18 protein-coding genes are annotated in these 20448 nt (G+C 72.9%); 10 read left to right on the top strand and 8 right to left on the bottom strand.

All coding sequences use genetic code 11. The features are described from left to right. Positions 1 to 6: 6 nt before the first annotated feature. Positions 7 to 1110: a cell division protein ZapE gene (zapE, locus tag RMT89_RS03655; RefSeq protein ID WP_315882441.1), complete on the bottom strand. Its 1104-nt coding sequence runs from the start codon at positions 1108 to 1110 to the stop codon at positions 7 to 9. 104 nt (positions 1111 to 1214) lie between these two features. On the opposite strand from zapE, the gene RMT89_RS03650 reads away from it, so the two are divergent. The 6 genes from RMT89_RS03650 to RMT89_RS03625 all read left to right on the top strand — a co-directional run bounded on the left by RMT89_RS03650 (position 1215) and on the right by RMT89_RS03625 (position 7439). Continuing rightward, positions 1215 to 1970: a pyrimidine reductase family protein gene (locus RMT89_RS03650; RefSeq protein ID WP_315882440.1), complete on the top strand. Its 756-nt coding sequence runs from the start codon at positions 1215 to 1217 to the stop codon at positions 1968 to 1970. Between the two features lie 159 nt (positions 1971 to 2129). After that, the gene (locus tag RMT89_RS03645) at positions 2130 to 2585 is read left to right on the top strand and encodes an indole-3-glycerol phosphate synthase (RefSeq protein ID WP_315882439.1); all 456 of its coding nucleotides are present in this window, start codon (positions 2130 to 2132) and stop codon (positions 2583 to 2585) included. Between the two features lie 74 nt (positions 2586 to 2659). Further along, on the top strand, positions 2660 to 4045 hold the full coding sequence (murC, locus tag RMT89_RS03640; protein ID WP_315882438.1) for a UDP-N-acetylmuramate--L-alanine ligase: 1386 nt from the start codon (positions 2660 to 2662) through the stop codon (positions 4043 to 4045). 13 nt (positions 4046 to 4058) lie between these two features. Then, positions 4059 to 4466, top strand: a complete 408-nt coding sequence (msrB, locus tag RMT89_RS03635) for a peptide-methionine (R)-S-oxide reductase MsrB (protein WP_315882437.1) — start codon at positions 4059 to 4061, stop codon at positions 4464 to 4466. 146 nt (positions 4467 to 4612) lie between these two features. After that, positions 4613 to 5956: an FAD-dependent monooxygenase gene (locus tag RMT89_RS03630; protein ID WP_315882527.1), complete on the top strand. Its 1344-nt coding sequence runs from the start codon at positions 4613 to 4615 to the stop codon at positions 5954 to 5956. A 235-nt stretch (positions 5957 to 6191) separates the two neighbouring features. Beyond that, positions 6192 to 7439 carry a GAF domain-containing SpoIIE family protein phosphatase gene (locus RMT89_RS03625; protein ID WP_315882436.1) on the top strand — a complete coding sequence of 416 codons (1248 nt, stop codon included), beginning with the start codon at positions 6192 to 6194 and terminating at the stop codon, positions 7437 to 7439. A 59-nt stretch (positions 7440 to 7498) separates the two neighbouring features. Here RMT89_RS03625 and RMT89_RS03620 read toward each other — a convergent pair whose 3' ends face one another. Beyond that, complete coding sequence (locus RMT89_RS03620) at positions 7499 to 8518, bottom strand: lysylphosphatidylglycerol synthase transmembrane domain-containing protein (protein WP_315882435.1); 1020 nt, start codon at positions 8516 to 8518, stop codon at positions 7499 to 7501. 214 nt (positions 8519 to 8732) lie between these two features. Continuing rightward, positions 8733 to 9524 (bottom strand): SAM-dependent methyltransferase, encoded by a 792-nt coding sequence (locus tag RMT89_RS03615; protein WP_315882526.1) that lies wholly within the window; start codon positions 9522 to 9524, stop codon positions 8733 to 8735. 258 nt (positions 9525 to 9782) lie between these two features. Here RMT89_RS03615 and RMT89_RS03610 point away from each other — a divergent pair, with 258 nt between their 5' ends. Further along, complete coding sequence (locus RMT89_RS03610) at positions 9783 to 10364, top strand: hypothetical protein (RefSeq protein ID WP_315882434.1); 582 nt, start codon at positions 9783 to 9785, stop codon at positions 10362 to 10364. Between the two features lie 136 nt (positions 10365 to 10500). After that, positions 10501 to 11562 carry a helix-turn-helix domain-containing protein gene (locus RMT89_RS03605; protein ID WP_315882433.1) on the top strand — a complete coding sequence of 354 codons (1062 nt, stop codon included), beginning with the start codon at positions 10501 to 10503 and terminating at the stop codon, positions 11560 to 11562. A gap of 7 nt (positions 11563 to 11569) precedes the next feature. Here RMT89_RS03605 and RMT89_RS03600 read toward each other — a convergent pair whose 3' ends face one another. Then, positions 11570 to 12316 carry a DUF4142 domain-containing protein gene (locus tag RMT89_RS03600; protein ID WP_315882432.1) on the bottom strand — a complete coding sequence of 249 codons (747 nt, stop codon included), beginning with the start codon at positions 12314 to 12316 and terminating at the stop codon, positions 11570 to 11572. A 216-nt stretch (positions 12317 to 12532) separates the two neighbouring features. Here RMT89_RS03600 and RMT89_RS03595 point away from each other — a divergent pair, with 216 nt between their 5' ends. Next, positions 12533 to 15220 (top strand): SpoIIE family protein phosphatase, encoded by a 2688-nt coding sequence (locus RMT89_RS03595; RefSeq protein WP_315882525.1) that lies wholly within the window; start codon positions 12533 to 12535, stop codon positions 15218 to 15220. On the opposite strand, the gene RMT89_RS03590 is transcribed toward RMT89_RS03595, so the two are convergent. Then, positions 15221 to 16552 (bottom strand): hypothetical protein, encoded by a 1332-nt coding sequence (locus RMT89_RS03590; RefSeq protein ID WP_315882431.1) that lies wholly within the window; start codon positions 16550 to 16552, stop codon positions 15221 to 15223. It abuts the gene before it with no gap. Positions 16553 to 16665: 113 nt separating this feature from the next. Between RMT89_RS03590 and RMT89_RS03585 the strand changes: the two genes are divergently transcribed. After that, positions 16666 to 17892: a molybdopterin-dependent oxidoreductase gene (locus RMT89_RS03585; protein WP_315882430.1), complete on the top strand. Its 1227-nt coding sequence runs from the start codon at positions 16666 to 16668 to the stop codon at positions 17890 to 17892. 298 nt (positions 17893 to 18190) lie between these two features. On the opposite strand, the gene RMT89_RS03580 is transcribed toward RMT89_RS03585, so the two are convergent. From RMT89_RS03580 to RMT89_RS03570, 3 genes are read right to left on the bottom strand one after another with little or no spacing between them, the layout of a single operon-like run. Continuing rightward, a complete protein-coding gene (locus tag RMT89_RS03580; RefSeq protein WP_315882429.1) occupies positions 18191 to 19135 on the bottom strand; it encodes a methyltransferase domain-containing protein in 945 nt (314 codons plus the stop codon). Next, complete coding sequence (locus tag RMT89_RS03575) at positions 19132 to 19743, bottom strand: DUF2064 domain-containing protein (RefSeq protein WP_315882428.1); 612 nt, start codon at positions 19741 to 19743, stop codon at positions 19132 to 19134. Before RMT89_RS03575 ends, RMT89_RS03580 begins: the two co-directional genes overlap by 4 nt. Continuing rightward, entirely contained in the window at positions 19740 to 20441 is a 702-nt protein-coding gene (locus RMT89_RS03570) for a glycosyltransferase family 2 protein (RefSeq protein ID WP_399497524.1), read from the bottom strand. The genes RMT89_RS03575 and RMT89_RS03570 overlap by 4 nt, the downstream gene beginning before the upstream one ends. Between the last annotated feature and the right edge of the window lie 7 nt (positions 20442 to 20448).

The raw sequence follows: 20448 nt of genomic DNA, 5'->3' as shown, positions 1-20448 counted from the left end.
CGTGAACTAGTCGGTTCGAACGATGCTCTTGGCGTCCCGGGCCAGCGCGGTGAGGCGGGAGATCGCGCGGAAGTACTTCTTGCGGTAGCCGCCCTTCAGCATCTCCTCGCTGAACAGCTGATCGAACGGCAGCCCCGAGGCCAGCACCGGCACTTCACGGTCGTAGAGCCGGTCCGCGAGCACCACGAGCCTGAGCGCCGTCGACTGGTCCGGAACCGGCCGCACATCGGTCAGGCACACGGCCGTCACACCGTCGGTCAGCGCGCCGTACCGGCTGGGGTGGACCTTGGCCAGGTGCTCCAGCAGCTGCGGGAAGCCGTCGAGCGAGGCGCCCTCGGTGGCGTACGCCGCCTTCGTCACCTGCTCGTCGCCGAACGGCGCCGGGGCCTCGGGCAGACCGCGGTGGCGGTAGTCCTCGCCGTCGATGCGCAGCGGGCGGAAGTGCGCCGACAGGCCCTGGATCTCCCGCAGGAAGTCGGCCGCCGCGAACCGGCCCTCGCCGAGCTTGCCGGGGAGGGTGTTGGAGGTGGCGGCGAGGGCGACACCGGCGTCGACGAGCTTGCCGAGCAGGGTGGAGACGAGGACGGTGTCGCCGGGGTCGTCGAGCTCGAACTCGTCGATGCACAGGAGACGGTGCCCGGAGAGTGTCTTGACCGTCTGCTGGAAGCCCAGGGCGCCGACCAGGTTGGTCAGCTCCACGAACGTGCCGAACGCCTTGAGGGACGGCTCGGCGGGGGTGGCGTGCCAGAGGGAGGCGAGGAGGTGGGTCTTGCCCACGCCGTAGCCGCCGTCCAGATAGACGCCCCGGGGGCCCGCGGGGGTCTTGGGCGCCTTGGGCCTGCCGAGGCCGAAGAAGCCCCGCTTGCCGCCGCCCACCGCGTGCGCTCCGCCGAGTCCCGCCGCGAAGGACTCCAGGACCTGGACCGCCTCCGTCTGGCTCGGCTGGTTCGGGTCCGGGATGTAGGTGCTGAAGCGGACCGAGTCGAAGCGGGGTGGCGGGACCATCTCGGCGACCAGGCGCTCCGCGGGGACGCGCGGCTCGCGGGAGCAGAGGGAGAGGGGGGTCGCTTCGGCTATGGGGGACTCGCCGGCGGTGGTGGAGGAGGACACGTTCACCGATTTTAGAGGGTGGCGCGTGGGGGGCTTTCCTGGTGCGGGCCGGTGGGGAATGCTCGCGGCGATACGTCCCCACCCGCGCGTGGAACACTGCCCGCATGCGACGCCTGTTCCCTGTGACCGATCAGACGGACGACCGTGAGTGGAGCCTCGACGAGCTGGCCGAGGTCTACGCCTATCGCGACTCCGCCGAGCCCTGGCTGCGCGCCAACATGGTCTCCACGCTCGACGGGGCCGCCCAGTACGACGGCAAGTCGCAGCCGATCTCCAGCGCGACCGACATGCGGATCTTCGGCACCCTGCGGGCGCTGGCGGATGTGGTGGTCGTCGGTGCGGAAACGGTACGCCTGGAGGGGTACCGCCCGGCACGCGCGCGTGCGGAGTTCACGGCGCGGCGGGAGGCGGCCGGGCAGGCGCCCGCGCCCGCCATCGCGATCGTCAGCGCCTCCCTCGATCTGGACTTCTCCCTGCCGCTGTTCACCTCGCCGCTGGTGCCGACCGTCCTGCTGACCGGTGCCGCCGCGGCCCCGGACCGTGTAGCCGCGGCGGAGAAGGCGGGCGCGCGGGTGCTGTTCGCCGGTGACGGCGCGGGTGTGGAGCCCGCCCGTGCCGTACGGGCCCTCGCCGGGCTCGGGTACCGGAGGCTGCTGACCGAGGGCGGGCCGAGGCTGCTCGGTCAGCTGGTGGCCGCCGGGGTACTCGACGAGATCTGTCTGACGGTGTCCCCGATGCTCACGGCGGGAGACGCGCAGCGGATCGCTGACGGGCCCGCGGTGGACGTGCCCCGGCAATTCGCACTGGTGTCCCTGCTGGAGGAGGAGGGCTTTCTCTTCACCCGGTACGGGCGGGTCTGACGGGGGGCGCGGGGGAAACGGCGGAATAAGCCGTTCCGTTTAGCTTTCGGCGGGCACACTAAAACTCGCAGTCCCCGTGCGATCACGGGGCAGGATGGTTTCCGCAGGCCCTCGCAGGGCCTGCAGGAGAAGGGGCGCCTGGTGTTCAGAAGCGTATTGATGATCGAGAAGGCTCTGACGTCCGCAGACGTGGAGTTCGTCACCACGTTGCACGGGGACGAGCCGGTCTCCTTCCATGTGCTGCTCCAGCCGCGCGGCGACCAGGCGGATCGCCTGCTGCGGGCCATCGACGACGTGGCGCTCGGGGAACTGGACGAGGCGGCGCGGGAGCGGGAGACGCCGGAGGGCGAGGAGGCGAAGGGCTTCGGGGAGCGGGCGCTCGCCGTGTCCCTGCAGGCATTGCGGACGTCCGGGAACGAGGCGGAGGGGCGGCTGATCGAGGATCATCCGCTGGATGCGCTGAAGTCCCTGGTGGACGAGGTGGGGGCGGACGAGGTGATCGTCCTCACCGATCCCCACTACGTGGAGGAGTTCTTCCACCGGGACTGGGCTTCCCGGGCCCGGCACAAGGTGGGGGTGCCGGTGCTGAAGCTGTTCTCGCACAGCAAGGCGTAGTTCTTCGGGTGGTCGCCGCACCCCATAGGCTGGGGGCACCTTCGTCGTCGTACCGGATCTTGGGAGATACACGCATGGCTGCCGGACTTCCCCCCGCCATGGACCGACCGCACTTCATCGGCATCGGCGGGGCCGGGATGTCGGGTATTGCGAAGATCCTCGCTCAGCGCGGGGCCGTCGTGGCCGGCAGTGACGCCAAGGAGTCCGCCACCGCCGAGGCGCTGCGGGCGCTGGGTGCGACCGTGCATATCGGGCATGCCGCTGAGCATCTTGCCGACGACGCGAGCTGTGTCGTCGTGTCGTCGGCGATCCGGAGCGACAATCCCGAGCTGGCCCGCGCGGCCGAGCTGGGGATTCCGGTCGTGCACCGGTCCGACGCGCTCGCCGCGCTGATGGACGGGCTGCGGCCCATCGCCGTCGCCGGTACGCACGGCAAGACCACCACCACCTCGATGCTGGCCGTGTCCCTGAGCGCGCTCGGGCTGAAGCCGTCGTACGCGATCGGCGGGGACCTGGACGCGCCGGGGTCCAACGCGCTGCACGGCGACGGTGAGATCTTCGTCGCCGAGGCCGACGAGTCGGACCGCAGCTTCCACAAGTACGCGCCCGAGGTGGCGATCGTGCTCAACGTGGAGCTGGACCATCACGCGAACTACGCGTCGATGGACGAGATCTACGAGTCCTTCGAGACCTTCGCGGGCCGGATCGTGCCCGGCGGCACGCTGGTGATCTCCGCCGATCACGAGGGCGCGCGCGAGCTCACCCGCCGCCTCGACGGCGTCCGTGTCGTGACGTACGGCGAATCCCAGGACGCCGATGTGCGGGTGCTGTCCGTCATCGCCCAGGGCCTGAAGAGCGAGGTGACCGTCGTGCTGGACGGTCAGGAGCTCAGCTTCACCGTCTCCGTGCCCGGCCGGCACTACGCCCACAACGCCGTGGCCGCGCTGGCGGCGGGTGCGGCGCTCGGGATTCCGGCCGCCGGGCTCGCCCCGGCCATCGCCGCCTACACCGGCGTCAAGCGGCGCCTTCAGCTCAAGGGCGAGGCCGCCGGGGTCCAGGTCATCGACTCCTACGCGCACCACCCGACGGAGATGACGGCGGATCTGGAGGCCATGCGCGCCGCCGCCGGGGACGCCCGTATCCTCGTCGTCTTCCAGCCGCACCTGTTCTCGCGGACGCAGGAGCTGGGCAAGGAGATGGGGCAGTCGCTGGCTCTCGCGGACGCCTCGCTGGTGCTGGACATCTACCCCGCCCGTGAGGACCCGATCCCCGGGGTCACCAGCGAGCTGATCATCGACGCGGCCCGGGTCGCGGGCGCCGATGTGACACCCGTGCACGACAAGGGCGAGGTCGCTTCCGTCGTGGCGGGAATGGCGAAGCCGGGTGATCTCGTTCTCACCATGGGCGCGGGCGACGTGACGGACCTCGGCCCGCAGATCCTGGACCGTCTGTCGAAGTGAGGGGCTGAGGCGCATGTCGTACGACGTCGAGAAGCCGGACGAGCAGTGGCGCGCGGAACTGACCCCGGCCGAGTACGCCGTGCTGCGGCAGGCCGGTACCGAGCCGGCGTTCACCGGTGAGTACACCGACACCAAGACCAAGGGCGTCTACTCCTGCCGCGCCTGCGGTGCCGAACTGTTCACCTCGGACACCAAGTTCGAGTCCCACTGCGGCTGGCCGTCCTTCTTCGACCCGAAGGACACCGACGCGGTGGAACTGCTCTCGGACACCTCGCACGGCATGGTGCGCACGGAGGTGCGGTGCGCTCGGTGCGGCTCCCACCTCGGGCATGTCTTTGAGGGCGAGGGGTATGCCACGCCGACCGATCAGCGGTACTGCATCAACAGCATCTCGCTGCGGCTGACGCCCGACGAGGGCTGACTGCGACTCGCGAAAGGGCTGGAACTCGGTCAACCCCCTTCACGGCACGGGATACTTGAGCCTTCTCGTAACGTGGCGACCAGGGGAGTGGATCGGTGAACTCTGCCGGAGAGACGGGCCGTCGGGGCGGGCGGCATGCGGTCGTCGTGGGCGGGAGCCTCGCGGGGCTCCTCGCGGCGCATGTCCTGGCCGGGCACGCCGACCGGGTGACCGTTGTCGAGCGCGACCGGTTTCCGGAGGGCACCGAGTCCCGGCCCGGCGTACCGCAGGGCCGGCATCCTCATGTCCTGCTCCAGGGCGGTCAGGTGGCCATGGAGTCGCTGCTGCCGGGCTTTTCGGCCCAGTTGCGGGAGGCGGGGGCGCCGCGCGTGGGCATGCCGTCGGACATGGTGCTCTGGCAGAGCGGGCGCTGGCTGCGCCGGGTGGCCGCGACGACACACATCCACACCGGTTCCCGCGCGCAGCTTGAGGCGCTGGTGCGGCAGCGGGTCCTCGCCAACCCGTTGATCAGCGTGGTGGAGGGAACCGATGTCGTCGGGCTCCTCGGCGACGCGTCCCGCGTGCGGGGCGTGCTGCTGCGGGACCGGTCCGGCGACGCCCGCGCGGAGCAACGGCCCCTGGAGGCCGACCTGGTGGTCGACGCCTCCGGCAGCGGCACGAAGGCTCCGCGGTGGCTTGAGGCGATCGGCGCCGAGGGCCCGCACGAGGAGACCATCGACACCGGGCTCGCCTACGCCTCCCGCGTCTACCGGGGCAGGGACGGCGTCCTCGACGGCGAGACGCTCGGCTACTACGTCTATCCCGGCCCCGAGCAACTCCACGGCGGCGGTGCGCTGCCGCTGGAGGACGGCAGTCATCTGGTCATCGTCTCGGGGCTGCGCGGCGACGAACCGCCCACGGGCGCCGACGAGTTCGTGACGTACACCAAGCGGCTGGGGCATCCGCTCCTGGACCGGTGGCTGGAGGACGCCGAACCGCTGTCGCCGGCGTTCGGCTACCGGCGGACCGCGAACATCCGGCGCCGCTACGACCTGCCCGGCCGCCGCCCGGCCGGGTTCCTGGCCACCGGCGACGCCCTGTGCACCTTCAACCCGATCTACGGCCAGGGCATGGCCGTCGCCGCGATGAGCGCGGTCGCTTTGCGTGACGCGCTGGCCGACCGGCGCCGGACGCCCACGACACGGCGCGTGCAGCGGGCGCTGCTCGGGGCGTCACGGCAGGCGTGGGACATCTCCGCCGGGGCGGACCGCTCGATGCCGGGGGCGGTTGGCAACGCGACCGGCAGCGGGCTCGCGGACCGGGTGGCCGGCTGGTACCTGGGCCGGGTCCAGGAGCGGTCTCCCGGCGACCCTGTCGTGGGACGCGCCTTCCGGGCGGTCCTGACCCTCTCCGAGCCCGTCACCGCCCTGTTCGCCCCGGCCGTGGCCCGGGCCGTCCTCCTCGGCCCGCCCGCGCCGTCGCCCACCGAGCCTCCGGCGACACGGGAGTGACCGGGAAACCGCGCCTCCCCACCACCGAGGCCGCTGTCCTCGCGATCCGTGACCTCACGACGGAGTTCGGACTGACCACGAGACGTACGAGGAACTGATCGTGGACCCCCACCTGACACCCTGGCCGACCCGGGGCGCGCGGCTGGGGCGCAGCACAGGAGCGACGTACAGGCGTTCGAAAGGAAAAAACCTGGTCGTTACCTGTCTGGTTCGGCATGCTTTTAGGGTGGTCGTTGTGGCGCGATCGTTCGAGTCGTTTCAGAGTCCGGCGAAGGCTGAGCAGGCCGATTCCGCCGGCTCGCCCCCGTGGGGTGCCGGCGGCTCCCAGTTGAGCGCGCTGCGCTCCGCGGCCGCCCGCATCGGCACCACCCTGGACGAGGACACCACCTGCGCCGAGCTGACCCAGGAGGTCGCCGGACAGGTGGGCGCCGCGGTGGCGGTCCTGCGCGGGCGGGGTGAGGCGGGCGCGGAGTACGACGCCGTCTGCGGGAACCCCGCGGTGCTGCCCGACGCCCGCTGGGCCGACGAGGTGGCCCGGAAGACGGGCGAGCACGGCGCCGTACGGCTCACCTTCGGCGGCTGCCGGCCCGCGCTCTGCGTGCCCCTCGCCGTCAACGGCCACCGCTACGGCGTGCTGGTCTGCGCCCGGGAAGGGGCGCCCTTCAGCCAGGAGGAAGAGGAAGTGGTCGCGCTCCTGGCCGAGCGCGCCGCCTCGAACATCCGGCACGCCCGCGAGCACGACGCGGTGAGCGGCACCGTCGGCAAGCTCCAGCGGGCCCTGCTCGCCGAACCCGGCCGCCCGCATCCCAATCTCGACGTCGCCATCCGCTATCTGCCCGTCGGACAGCGCGCCCTGGTCGGCGGCGACTGGTGCGAGACCGTACGGCTGCACTTCGGCCGTACGCTGCTCGTCGTCGGCGACGTCATGGGGCACGGCCTGGACGCAGCCGTCGACATGACGGCCTACCGCTCGGCCCTGCGCTACATAGCCTCCGCCGACCTGCCCCCGCACCGGGTACTGCGCCAGCTCGACGACATCGCCTCCGCCGAGCCGGAGCGCCGCCCGGCGACCTGTCTCATCGCGCGCGTGGACCCCGTGCGCGGACTGGTCACGCTGGCCGCCGCCGGCCATCTGCCCCCGGCCGTGATCGACGGAGACGGCAAGGTCTCCCTGCTCCCGGTGCCGGTCGGCCCGCCCCTGGGCACCGGGCTCGGCGGCTACGAACCGGCCACCTACCGCCTCGACCCCTCCCAGGCGCTCATGCTCTTCACCGACGGCCTCGTCGAGCGGCGCGGTGAGGACATCGACCAGTCCCTGGACCGGCTGGCCAGGCTCAGTTTCTCGTCCGCCACCGGTGTCCAGGACGTCCTCGACACCGTGCTCGCCCGCCTCGACGCCCGGCACGCCGAGGACGACGTGGCGGTCCTCGCCGCCCGCCTCCAGCACCGCTCCGGACCCACCTCCGACACGCAGTGGCCGTAGGGCGGCGTCGTACCACCGGTGTCCAGGTACGGCCCGTTGGCCTGCACACCGTAGGTGGATCAGAGCACCTTGCGGTGCACCAGCGCGGAGAGCACCAGCATCCCCGGCACCAACGGGAGCCACACCGTCAGCACGCGGTAGCCGATCACGGTCGCCGTGGCCGGTGCCAGGGCGGCGCCGAACGTGACCATCGTGAACACCAGCGCCGCGTCCACCGGACCGATCCCGCCCGGCGCGGGCACCGCCCCGACGGCCGTACTGGCGGCGAGGAACGCGAACACCATCTGCGCCCACGAGAGCGGCAGCCCGAGCGAGGCCCCCACCGACGCGACCACGCCCGCCTGCAGCAGCGGGGTGACGGCCGCCCCGCCCCACAGCGCGAGCACCCGGCTCGGCATGGTGTGCAGCAGCCGCGCGTCGGTCAGCGCGGTGTGCAGGAACCCGAGACAGCCACGGCGCAGCGGCCGCACGGTCGCCAGGAGCAGGGCCGACGTGGCCAGGACGGTCGCCACGCCCACGGCGGCCATCAGCAGCGTTCCGCCGTCCGGGACGAGCCCCTCACCACGGATCAGCTCCGGGGCCGCCAGCAGCAGGGCGAGCAGCACGAACGTCTTCGCGATCGGTTTGACCAGGGAATACAGGGCGAGCGAGGCGGCGGCCCGGGGCAGGGGTATGCCCTGGCCCTGGAGGAAACGCAGGGTGACGGCGTGGGCGCCGATGCTCGCCGGGAGCACATGGTTCGCGGCGCCCGCGGCGAACTGCGAGGCGACCAGCAGCAGGGGCGGCAGCCGCTCGGGGATCGCGCCCTGCCGGACGACGGCGGCGGCCACCCAGGTCAGACACGCGAAGCCGGCCCCCGCCAGCAGCCACCAGGGGTCGGCGGCGGTCAGCCGGGAGACACCGTCGTACAGACCGCGCCAGTCGGCCGCCATCCAGACGCCGATCAGTACGAGCGGCAGGACGGTCAGCACATGACGGGCGAGCCGGCCGGGGGAGGCGGAGTACCAGCGGGCGGGGGCGGCGGCCGAGGCGGGGAGCGGGGTGGCCGGAGCGGGGGCGGGGAGCGGGAGAAGGGACATGGCGCACGTCGTCCTTCCGCGTCACGCCCACGCGGCGCAGGGCGGACGGATCACAAGGCGAAGCAGTGGGGACGAGCGAAAGGTGCCCGCTGGATGTGACGACGCGGAGTCCGGAAACCGACGGCTCATCGAAGAAACGGGTCAGGGCGCGGGTTGTGGTGCCGGCGGGAGCCGTTCCGCCGCTGTGGAACGGCCCCCTCGGCAATGAGCCGGCCTACGCTTTGCGGCCCACTCCGCAGTAGGCGTCCACGGCGACCTTGGGCGTCTGCGGGCCGGTCTCGTCCGGGCGCCACTCGGTGACCTGGACGACGCCCGGCTCCACCAGCTCCAGGCCGTCGAAGAAGGCGGCGATCTCCTCGATGCTGCGCACGTAGTACGGCACCGCGCCGCTCGCGTTGTAGGCCTCCGACGCGGCGATCATGCCCTCGCTGGTGGCGGTGCTGTCGCTGATCACCAGGTAGCTGCCCGACGGCAGGCCCGCCATCAGCCGCTGCACCAGGTCCTTGGCCTGCGCGTGGTCGGCGACATGGCCCAGGGTGTTCAGGATCATCAGGGCGACCGGCTGGGACAGGTCGAGGGTCTCCTCGGCGGCGGCGAGGACGGCCTTCGGGTCGTACAGGTCCGCGTCCAGATAGGCCGTCCTGCCCTCGGGGGTGCTGGTGAGCAGGGCGTTGGCGTGGGCCAGGACGATGGGGTCGTTGTCGACGTAGACGATGCGCGCGTCCGGGGCGACGCGCTGGGCGACCTCATGGGTGTTGTCGGCGGTGGGCAGACCGGTGCCGATGTCCAGGAACTGGCGGATGCCCTGCTCCCCGGCGAGGTGCCGGACGGCACGGCCCAGGAAGTGCCGGCTGGTGACCGCGACATCGACCAGGCCGGGGAAGATCTCCTTGATGTGGTCGCCGATCTCCCGGTCGACCTCGTAGTTGTCCTTGCCGCCGACGAAGTAGTTCCAGAAGCGCGCGGAGTGCGGCTTCGTCGTGTCGATGCGGGCGCGTATCTCCATCGACGCGCGGATCTGGGGATCGACGTCCGACACTGTGCGGCCTCCTGCGGTGGCTTCGTTGATCAGATGGTGCACAACTTAGGCGAACTGACTTTCGCCGTATGCGGCTTGGGCACGGAGAGCCCCGCCGACAGTAGATTTTCGGCCACCTTGATTGAACTGTTGATGAGGGCGGGCAAGGACCCAGCCAGCGCGGTACCCGCGGGACAGGCGCACACTGGGAGTGTGCTGTCGGGGCTCTCCAGGGGGTGTCTGCCGATGGCTGAGGGACAGTGCGAGCGCATACGGATGTGGCGGTGGCGGCGCAGCCCGCTCAGGCGGCGCTGCGACCTCGTCGAGGCCTGGGTGGTGCTCGGCGGATGGGTGCTGGCCCTGGTGGGCGGGGTGCTGGCGGGCGTCGTCGCGGTCGGCGCGGTGGAGCGGGCCGCCGAGGAGCAGCGGGCGCAGAGCCGGCGGGTGTCGGCGGTGCTGGTGGAGGACGCGGACGGCAGGGTGCCCGCCCGGGTGCCGGCCGACTACCGGGTGTGGGCCAAGGTGAGCTGGACCGATCCCGACGGCACCAGCCACACCGACGAGGCGCGCGTGGCGCCCAGGACCAAGGCAGGGGCCGCGGTCCCCGTCTGGACCGACGGCCGCGGCCAGGTCACGGCCGAGCCCCTGAGCAGCGGCGAGATCAGGCTGCAGGCCGTCTCCGGCGGCACGCTGGCCGCCCTGTGCGCGGCAGGAGTCGTCCTCGGCACGGTCTGGGTGGTACGGCAGCTGATGGAGCGCCGCCGCCTCGCACAATGGGCCCTGGAATGGGAGCGGATCGACACCCGCAACGGCTGGAAGACCGGCTGACCGGTCGGGCGGCGCCCTGGGTCCATCTCGTTCGCGCGGCCCCGCACAGGCTTCCGCGCTGGAAAGTCGTCAGAAAACGACGTAGAAAACGGTGTCAGTTCGAGACAGGACACCAGCGGAGAGCGGGGTAGCGCGCATGGCGGAGCCGGACGCGTTCGCGGAGTATCTGACCGGCTACTCCGGCATCCTCGCCGACGCCTCCGCGACCGGCCGCCGGCTCACCCGCGCGGAGCTCGACTCCCGCCGTGTGCTGGGCGAACGGGCCGCCGAGGCCGGGCTCGGACTGCGTGCCATGGTCGCCGCCCACATGGCCGAGACCCGCGCCCACCGGCCGACCGGGAACGGCATCTCCGTGGACGCCGTCCTGGCCGTCGCCGCCCAGGCCCTCGACGCCTTCGCCGAGGGCTACGAACGCGCCCAGCGGGACGCCGTCCGCCAGGAGGAGGCCGCCCGCCGGGAGTTCGTGGACGATCTGCTGTACGGCCGCAGCGACCTCGGCCTGCTCGCGCAGCGCGCGGAACGCTACGGGCTGCGGCTGTCGCACGCGCACGCCGTGGCCGTGGCCAGCGGCCGGACCGGCTACGACGACGGGGACCCCGTCCCTCGCGAGGTGGAGCGCGCGCTGATCGGCCGGTTCGGGGACCGCAGCATCCTGCTCACCACCAAGGACGGCCGGATGGTCTGCATCGCCCCCGGCCACCACGACGACGTCCTCGCCCACTTCGCCAAGCACGCCCACGCCGCCACCGACGGCGGCCAGGTGGCGATCGGCCGGGCGCACACCGGACCGGCCGGCGTCGTCCAGTCGTACGAGGAGGCCCTGAACGCCCTCGACCTCGCCGAACGGCTGGACCTCACCGAGTCGGTGCTGCACGCCTCCGACCTGCTCGTGTACCCCGTCCTCACCCGGGACCGGCAGGCCATGGCCGATCTGGTGGCCAGCGTTCTCGGCCCGCTGCGCCAGGCCCGCGGCGGCGCCGGGCCGCTGCTGGAGACGCTCACGGCGTATTTCGACGCCGGCTGTGTGGCAGCCGAGGCGGCCCGCCGGCTGTCGCTCAGCGTGCGCGCCCTGACCTACCGTCTGGACCGCGTCCGGCAGCTGACCGGCGCCGACCCGGCCGACCCGGTGCAGCGCTACACGCTCCAGACCGCGGTGATCGGCGCACGGCTGCTGGACTGGCCTGCGAAGCCGCTGTGAGCGGGGCTCAGCCGACCGTGCCGCTCGGACTCGGCTGGGGCGAGGCCGTGTTGACGTTCAGGTCCGGGCGGGGCTTGAGGACGACGATCGGCGATCCGGGCTGCGGCGGGGGCGGGGTGAGCTGTTCATCGGGGAGCTTCGGGGACGAGGTCTGCTGGAAGTTGACCTGTTCGTAGTTGACCAGGCCGGTCTTCTCCAGCACGGTGATGTGGTCCAGGACCGTGTCGTTGGTCAGGTCCGCCAGCTGCCGCACCAGCGTGTTCTGTGTGCTGGCCCGGATGCTGGCGACGGTCGGGAAGATCCGGCCATGGGCCACCCGCATGATGGTGACCGCGGTGGAGTCGAACTCCTTGCCGCTCTTGGAGTCCGCGGTCGCCACGAACTGCTGCTGCTGCGGGCTGGGCTGGTTCGGCAGCGTGATCCCGAGCTCGGGTGCGATCTTGCGGCACAGCGCGTCGAGGCCCGAGTGACCGACGAGCAGATGCGCCCCCGCCTCCTTCATCGCCGGGGTGGTGCCGCGCTCCAACGCCATCTCACCCAGCGGGTACTCCCACAGCCCGGCCGCGCGCACCTTGACCACGAAGTCCCGGTCCGCCTCCGTGAGCGGCCCCCAACGGGTGTTGGCGATGATGCGGGACGTGTCGGACGAGGTGTTCTCCACCCCGAGCATCGCGGGGTACGCGAGAGCGGAGAGGGTGAGCACCAGGGCGCCGCCAACGAAGACGGTTCCCGCCGTGCTGCGCGAGATGCGCATCGGACCTCCTGAGGCGAACGGCTCGGACATCAGGAGATACGGGCGGGCGGCGCGGAACAATCATCGCTGCCGGTAAAACTTCCGGCGGCAAGGCGTGTCATGCGTCACACCTGCGGCACCCGGAGGCCGTCGAGGGGGCCCGAGCCCCCTTCACGGATTGTTGTGATGTGGGTCACATAGGGTCTAGGGTGAAATCGCCTGAGGGAAGTGAGCCTTTTGTCCGTCGCCTGGGACGACATCGGCGGACTCGTCGATGCCCATGAACGCTTCCTCGCCGGAGCCCGCGTCGACTCGGACGTCCGGGACTCGGTGCTGGACTCCTGGAAGCGGTGCCGCTCGGCGGGGCTCGAACCGGACCGGCTGCTCATCCCGTACGAGCCCGATGCGGCGCTCGGCGAGCGGTTCCTGCGCGCCGCCGAACCCGTCCTCGGGAAGCTGGCCGAGTCCCTCGCCGAGCTGGGCACGACCATCGCGCTGTGCGACGGACAGGGGCGGATGGTCCAGCGGCTCGGCAGCGACCGCGCGCTGCTCGCCCGGCTCGACGCGGTGAGCTTCGCTCCCGGCTTCAACGCCTCCGAACCGGTCGCCGGCACCAACGGCGTGGGCACCACGCTGGTCGAGCGTGGTCCCGTCCAGATCGTCGGCCGGGAGCACTTCGCCGACTGTCTGCAGCCCTTCGCCTGCGCCGGCGCCCCGGTCCGCGACCCGCTCAGCGGGCGGATCGAGGCCGTCCTGGATCTGACCTGTCTGCGCGACGACGGCGACCCGATCATGCTCCGGCTGGTCCGGGAGGCCGCCCAGGCCATCGAGGGCCTGCTGCTGGACCAGGCCACCCAACGGGAGCGGGCGCTGCTCGCCGCCTACCGGCGGGCCACCCACGAGGCGGGACCGGAAGCGGACGGCGGCACCGGACTCGGCCGTATCGACCTGGCCGTCCTGCGCGAGAAGGCCGAGGCGCTGCTCGCCTCGCCCCACCGCACCCTCGACGAGGTGAACCTGACCGGCGGCCGGATCGCCACCCTGCTGCGCCGCCAGGTCGTCGGCGCGGCCGGGGAGACCGGCGTGGTCGTCGAGGCCCGCATCCTCGGCCACCCCCGCCCGGTCCCCCTCACCCCGCCCACGCCCCCTCCGACCACGGCCCACCTCGTCGCCGCCCCCGCCGTCACCGGCGACGGAGCCGGCGGGCGGCTGGTGCTCGTCGGGGAGCCCGGCGTCGGACGGCTCGCCCTCCTGGCGCGCAGGCGGCTGGAGTTGCTGCACGAGGCCGGGGTGCGCATCGGCGCCACCCTCGATGTCACCCGCACCGCCGAGGAGGTCGCCGAGGTCGCCGTCCCCCGCTTCGCCGACTTCGCCGCCGTGGACCTGCCCGACGCCGTACGGAACGGGGAGGAGCCCGAGCCGCTGGGGGCGGACGTCCCGCTGCGCCGGGTCGCCCTGCGCAGCCGGCGCGACGAGCCACGGCTGTACCACGTCGGCGACGGCTTCGCCTATGTCGCCTCCACCCCGCAGGCCCGCAGTCTGGAGAGCGGCCGTGCGGTGCTGGAGCCCGTGCTGTCCGAGGCGGGCGGCTGGTTCGCGCAGGATCCGGCACGTCTGGAGCGGGTGCTCGCGGCCGGGGCGCACTCCCTGATCACCGTCCCGCTCAGGGCCCGCGGCGCCACCCTCGGGGTGGTCAGCTTCTACCGCTGCGCCAACCCCGCCCCCTTCGAGGACGACGACCTCTCCCTCGCCCAGGAGCTGGGCGGCCGGGCCGCGATGTGCATAGACAACGCCCGCCGCTTCACCCGCGAGCACAACACCGCCCTCGCCCTCCAGCGCAGTCTGCTGCCCCGGGGGCGGCCAGAGCAGAGCGCCGTCGAGGTCGCCTACCGGTATCTGCCCGCACAGGCCGACGTGGGCGGCGACTGGTTCGACGTCATCCCGCTCTCCGGGGCGCGGGTGGCCCTGGTCGTCGGCGATGTCGTCGGGCACGGGCTGCACGCCGCCGCCACGATGGGCCGGCTGCGCACGGCCGTGCACAACTTCTGCTCCCTGGACCTGCCTCCGGACGATCTCCTCACCCACCTCGACGACCTGGTGGGGCGCCTTGACCGGGGCGAGGGCTGGGCGCTGGAGAACGCCCCCGCCGAGACCTGCGGTATCGGCGCCACCTGTCTGTTCGCGGTCTACGACCCGGTGTCCCGGCGCTGCACCCTCACCCGCGCCGGGCACCCGCTGCCCGCGGTCGTCCACCCCGACGGCTCGGTGGACTTCGTCGACCTGCCGTCCGCTCCGCCGCTCGGTCTGGGCGGGATGCCCTTCGAGACGGTGGAGCTCGAACTCGCCGAGGGCAGCCAGCTCGTGCTCTACACCGACGGTCTGGTCGAGGACCGTCACCAGGACATCGACACCGGCCTCGACCGGCTGCGCCAGGTCCTCACCCGCGCCGGGCGCGCCCCCGAGGACACCTGCGAGGCCGTGCTCGACGCGCTGCTCCCGGCCCGCCCCAGCGACGACGTGGCGCTGCTGGTCGCCCGCACCCATGTCCTCGGGCCCGACCGGGTCGCCCAGTGGGACCTGCCGAGCGATCCGGCGGTCGTCTCCCGCTCCCGCGCCGCGGTCACCGGGCAACTCGCCGCCTGGGGCCTGGACGACCTGGCGTTCACCACCGAACTCGTCGCCAGCGAACTGGTCACCAACGCCATCCGGCACGCCACCGGCCCCGTCCAGCTGCGTCTGCTCCGCGACCGCGCCCTGATCTGCGAGGTCTCCGACGGCAGCGGCACCTCGCCGAGGCTGCGCCGGGCCCGTACCGAGGACGAGGGCGGCCGCGGGCTCTTCCTCGTCGCCCAGCTCACCGAACGCTGGGGCACCCGCTACACCCCGCACGGCAAGGTCATCTGGACCGAGCAGCCCCTGCCGTGATCACCAGCCCGTCCACAGCAGGTGGTTGACGAGCAGCGCGAGCACGGCCTGTACGGCGAGCCAGCCGCGCGGCCCCGTCAGGAACGCGCAGGACGGCAGCAGCCACAGCGCGAACGGCAGCCAGATCCGCTCCGTCTCCGCCTTGCTCATCCCGGACAGATCGGCGACGAGCAGCGCGAGAAGCGCGGCGCCCACCAGCACCGCGAGCCGGAAGCCCGCGGTGCTCTCCCGCCGCATCAGCAGCGCCACCCCGGTCCGCCGCAGTCCCGCCGCCGTCGCGAGGCCCACCACGAGCACCTGGCAGGCGAGGTTGGCCCACACCCAGTAGGACTGCGGCCGGGTGCCGCCGGCGCCCTGGTTGTAGCGGGTGACCAGCAGGTCGTAGGCCTCCCACCAGTAGAAGCCCAGCGCGGTGAACACGATCGGCACCACCAGGAACCCGGCCACCGCGAACAGCAGCGGCCGCAGGCGCTCGGAGCCCAGGAACAGCACGGCCGCGGCGATCACGACGTACAGCGTCAGGCCGTACGACAGATACACCGTCAGGCCGAACAGGAGGCCGGAGGCGAGGCCCGTCCAGCGTGGTCCGTGGCCCGTCACCGCGAGTGCCAGCAGCGCCACCGCCCAGGCGGCCACAGCCGCGAACCAGCCGTCGGCGGACGTGCCGAGCCACACCGCGCCCGGCGCCAGGACCAGGAACGGCGCGGCGCGGCGGGCGAGTTTCTCGTCGGCCAGGGTGCGGACGGTGACGAGGATCGCGAGGGCGGCGGTGGCACCGACGACGATGCACCACACGCCGGCCCAGGCGCCGCCGCCCAGGCCGATCCGGTCCAGGTACACGAAGGTGAGCGTGGCCGCCGGGGGGTGGCCGGCGATGTGCGCGGGCCATTGGTCGGGGGAGCCGATCAGGATGTGGTCCGTGAAGTCCCGCAGGGTGGCCGGGATGTCGTGGAAGCGGTCGATGACCTGGAGGTACTCGTAGCGGGTCGTCAGCCGGCGGGCGATGCCGCGCTGCCAGCCGTCGACCAGGGCCAGCGAGAAGGTCCACGCCATGCCCGCGCCCCACACGGTGAGCAGCAGTCCGCGCCAGGGCAGCCGGGCGGCGAGCGGTGGGCCGTACGCCACCACCGCCACCGCGACGACGATCGCGGCCGCGGTGCCGGGTCCGGTGTGCGGGCCCCAGTCCGCCAGCAGCGGCGGCCAGTTGACGAAGAGGGTGCCGTCACGGCGCTCGATCGCGGTACCGACCAGGGCGGCGGTCGCGAAGAGCAGCGCGGCGGCCGTGGCGGCGTACAGGTCGCGGCGCAGATCGCGGGAGGGAAGGCGGGTCACATCCGCACGCTAGGACGGCGGGCCTCGACCGGACGGCTGACAGGCGCGGACGTCAGAGATTCGTCATGGTTCGTGAGCGCTGTCCCGGGGTGCTCCCGGCCTACGGTCGGGGCATGAAACGGTCTCCCTTCGCGCCCGGTTTCTGGCGCAGCCCGCTGCGCGGCCCCTGGCTCACCTCGGTGCTGGGCGTGGTGCTGCTCGGCGGGATCACGGTGCTGTTCGTGACGGGTCTGGTGTCGTACGCGGCCTACAACCCGGACCTGTCGCCGGTGAACGACCAGACCCCGGACAAGGGGATCCTCGGCTTCTACCTGTTCTCCTGGCCGACCGATCCGCACTGGCTGTACCGGCTCAACCAGGGCATCCACGTCACCCTCGGCATCACCCTGATCCCGGTGCTGCTGGCCAAGCTGTGGTCGGTCGTACCGCGGCTGTTCACGCTGCCGCCCGCCCGCTCGGTGGCCCACGCGCTGGAACGGATCTCGCTGCTGCTCCTGGTCGGCGGCGCGCTGTTCGAGTTCGTCACCGGAGTGCTCAACGTCCAGCTCGACTACATCTTCCCGGGCTCCTTCTACCCGCTGCACTTCTACGGGGCGTGGGTGTTCATCGCCGCGTTCGTCGCGCATGTGGCGCTCAAGACGCCGACGGTGCTGCGCAATCTGCGGCGGATGAAGGAGGCGCGTGAGGAGCAGAGCGACCTCGTCTCCCCGGCCCCCGCCGAGCCCACCGTCTCCCGGCGCGGTGCCCTGTGGTTCGTCGGGGGCGGTTCGCTGCTGCTGTTCGCCACGACCGTCGGGCAGAACTTCGACGGGCTGCGCTGGACGGCCCTGCTCGCCCCGCACGGCCCCGCCGAACCGGGCGACGGCCCCAACGGCTTCCAGATCAACAAGACGGCGGCCTACGCGAGAATCCGCCCCGCGGACACGACCGACGAGGCGTGGCGGCTCGTTGTCACCGGCCGCACCGGAACCGTCCGCCTCAGCCGCGCCGATCTGCTCCAACTCCCTCTGCACAGCGCCGCGTTGCCCATCGCCTGCGTCGAGGGCTGGTCGACCTCCGACCAGTGGTGGCGTGGCGTACGGCTGCGGGACCTCGCCGCGCTCGCCGGGTACGACGATCCGCCGGACCTCTTCGTGGAGTCGCTGCAACAACGCGGCGCGTTCCGCCGGGCCGCCCTGCGCGCCAACCAGGTCGCCGACCCGCGCTCGCTGCTCGCCCTGTTCGTCAACGGCGAGGAGCTGTCCCCCGACCACGGCCACCCGGCGCGGGTCATCGTGCCCGCGGCACCCGGAGTGCTCAACACCAAGTGGGTGGCCCGGATGACGTTCGGAGACCTGTGATGCGACTGCGGCTTCCCCTCGGCAGCCCACTCCAACTCCTCCTGCTCGCCTGCTCGTTCGCGCTCGCCGGATACGCGGGTGTGCGGCTGCTGGACGGGGACTGGTTCGAGATCGTGCTGTGGTTCGTGGGCGCGGCCGTCGTGCACGACCTGGTGCTGCTGCCGCTGTACGCGGCGGCGGACCGGGCGCTCGGGGCGGCGGCCGGACGGCACGTGATGTACGTCAGGGTGCCCGCCGCCCTCTCCGCGCTGCTGCTCCTCGTATGGTTCCCGCTGATCACCGGGCGGGTGACGGACCGCTACGAATCCTCGACCGGACTGTCGGCGGACGACTTCCTCGCCCGCTGGCTGCTCATCACGGCCGTGCTGTTCGGCGCTTCGGCGGCGCTGTTCGTGCTGCGGCTGCGCAGGGCGGCGAAGGAGCGCCCGCCGACGGTCCACTGACCCACGGCACGCCAGCCGGCGCGCTCCGCGAGGCGCAGCAGGGCGGGCGTGCCGAGCCGGGCCCACGGGAACGGCGTTCCGGCGGCGCCCCGGGCATCGGTGACATGCACCAGGACCCGCTCGTCGAGATCGAGCACCGGCACGGTCTCGGTGATCAACAGGCCGCCGTTCCTGAGGAGTTGAGTCATCCGGTCGAGAAGTGCGCCCGGGTCGCCGCCGATGCCGATGTTGCCGTCGATGAGCAGCGCGGTGCCCCAACGGCCCTCGGCGGGCAGCGGTTCGAAGACCGAGCGGCGCAGGGCCTGCCCGCCGAGCCGCAGGGTGCGGGCCACGGCGGCCTCGCTGACGTCGATGCCGAGCGCGGGACGGCCCTGCGCGCCGAGGGCCGCCACAAGTCGGCCGGGGCCGCAGCCGACGTCGAGCACGGGTCCCTCGCAGCGCCGCAGTACCTCCAGGTCCGCAGCGTCGGCGCGAGCACACCAGCGCTCCACCTCCAGCGGCAGCAGCCAGCCGTCGGCCCGGCGCAGGAAGAGGGGGCCGCGTTCGGCACGGAGGGCACGGGCGTAGGGGTCGGCGGACCAGGGGCGGGGGTCCGTGGCGGTGGTGCCGGCGGTGGGTGCGCGGCCCGGCGCCGGTGTGGTGCCGGGGTCCGGGGTGTCGCGGGAGCCGGTCGCGCGGCCCGCCGCTGACGGGGTGCCGTCCGACTGCGGGCCGGTTGCCGCCCCGGGCGGCACGACCGACCGCGGCTTGGGCAGTATCGGCGCCCGCGCCGCGTCTCTCGCCGCTCGTCCCGCGTTCACCGGGGCCCCACCGCTGTGAGCCGTCCCAGCAGCGCCGCGAACCGGGTTCCGGCCGCCGTCCCGGCGACGGCCCTGGCGTCGTACGCCGTGTCCACGTCCCGCAGTACCGGCAGGTCCCGCACCCGCAGTCCGGCGAGCCGGGCCCGCTGGGCGGTGCCCGTGTGCGGGGTCGACATCGGGATGCCCCGCAGGAGCGACGGGTCCGGTGCGGCCAGGCCCAGCGCCCAGAAGCCGCCGTCCTCGGCGGGGCCGAAGCAGGCGTCGCAGTCCGTGAAGTCGGCGGTCAGCAGCTCCGGTGTCACCTGCGGGGTGTCCATGCCGATGAGCAGGGCCGGTCCCGTGCAGTGCCCGAAGGCGTCGGCCAGCCGTTCGTCGAGGCCGCCCGCGCACTGCGGGACGACGTCGAACCCGGGCGGCAGCCAGGGGCCGGGCGTTCCGTCCAGCACCAGCACCCGGCGCCGCGCGGGCGTCCGGGCCACCACGTCCAGCGTGTCCGCGAGCGCGGCCTCGGCCAGCGCCGCCGCCTCCTCGGGGGTGAAGGGCGGGGTCAGCCGGGTCTTGACCCGGCCGGGCCTGGGCTCCTTGGCGATGACGAGGAGGGTGGTCATACGCGTGCCTCCTCCCGTTCCGACAGGACCCGGCTCATGTCCCGTACGGCCTGCCAGGTCCCCCGCCAGGTGCCGGTCACCTTGGAGGCGCCGGTGCGCGGGCGGTACGGCACGTCGTACTCGGCGACCCGCCAGCCGAGGTCGGAGGCGCGCACCACCATCTGGAGCGGATAGCCGCTGCGCCGGTCGGTCAGGCCGAGGGTGAGCAGCGGCTCGCGGCGGGCCGCGCGCAGCGGCCCCAGGTCGTGCAGCCGCAGTCCGGTACGGCGGCGCAGCAGGTGGGAGAGCGCGAGGTTCCCGGCGCGGGCGTGTGCCGGCCAGGCGCCCCGGCCCTGCGGACGGCGCCGGCCGAGCACCAGGTCGGCCTCGCCGGAGCGGACCCGGTCCACGAACGGGACCAGGTCGGACGGGTCCAGGGAGGCGTCGCAGTCGCAGAAGCACACCACCTCGGCGGTGGCGGCGGTCAGGCCCGCGTGACAGGCGGCGCCGAAACCGCGCCGCTCCTCACGCACCACGGTCGCGCCGAGCGCGCGGGCGACGGCGGCCGAGCCGTCCGTGGAGCCGTTGTCGACGACGAGCGCGCGCCAGCCCCGCGGGATGCGCTCCAGCACCCACGGCAGCGCTTCGGCCTCGTCGAGACAGGGGAGGACGACGTCGACCGACGCCGGGTCCGGTTCTGAAGCGGAAGAGGGGGTCACACCGTTC

This window comes from Streptomyces sp. P17 (genome assembly GCF_032436805.1).
Taxonomy (GTDB): Bacteria; Actinomycetota; Actinomycetes; order Streptomycetales; family Streptomycetaceae; genus Streptomyces.
The sequence above is the reverse complement of the archived record's forward strand: the minus strand, read 5'-3'. Positions and strand labels throughout refer to the sequence as shown.

Bases quoted from the DNA above. Each gene is read 5' to 3' on its own strand.
- RMT89_RS03650 (WP_315882440.1), top strand. From the start codon at position 1,215: ATGCGACGCCTGTTCCCTGTGACCGATCAGACGGACGACCGTGAGTGG.
- RMT89_RS03645 (WP_315882439.1), top strand. From the start codon at position 2,130: ATGATCGAGAAGGCTCTGACGTCCGCAGACGTGGAGTTCGTCACCACG.
- murC (WP_315882438.1), top strand. From the start codon at position 2,660: ATGGCTGCCGGACTTCCCCCCGCCATGGACCGACCGCACTTCATCGGC.
- msrB (WP_315882437.1), top strand. From the start codon at position 4,059: ATGTCGTACGACGTCGAGAAGCCGGACGAGCAGTGGCGCGCGGAACTG.
- RMT89_RS03620 (WP_315882435.1), bottom strand. From the start codon at position 8,518: ATGTCCCTTCTCCCGCTCCCCGCCCCCGCTCCGGCCACCCCGCTCCCC.
- RMT89_RS03615 (WP_315882526.1), bottom strand. From the start codon at position 9,524: ATGGAGATACGCGCCCGCATCGACACGACGAAGCCGCACTCCGCGCGC.
- RMT89_RS03610 (WP_315882434.1), top strand. From the start codon at position 9,783: ATGGCTGAGGGACAGTGCGAGCGCATACGGATGTGGCGGTGGCGGCGC.
- RMT89_RS03605 (WP_315882433.1), top strand. From the start codon at position 10,501: ATGGCGGAGCCGGACGCGTTCGCGGAGTATCTGACCGGCTACTCCGGC.
- RMT89_RS03600 (WP_315882432.1), bottom strand. From the start codon at position 12,316: ATGCGCATCTCGCGCAGCACGGCGGGAACCGTCTTCGTTGGCGGCGCC.
- RMT89_RS03585 (WP_315882430.1), top strand. From the start codon at position 16,666: ATGAAACGGTCTCCCTTCGCGCCCGGTTTCTGGCGCAGCCCGCTGCGC.
- RMT89_RS03575 (WP_315882428.1), bottom strand. From the start codon at position 19,743: ATGACCACCCTCCTCGTCATCGCCAAGGAGCCCAGGCCCGGCCGGGTC.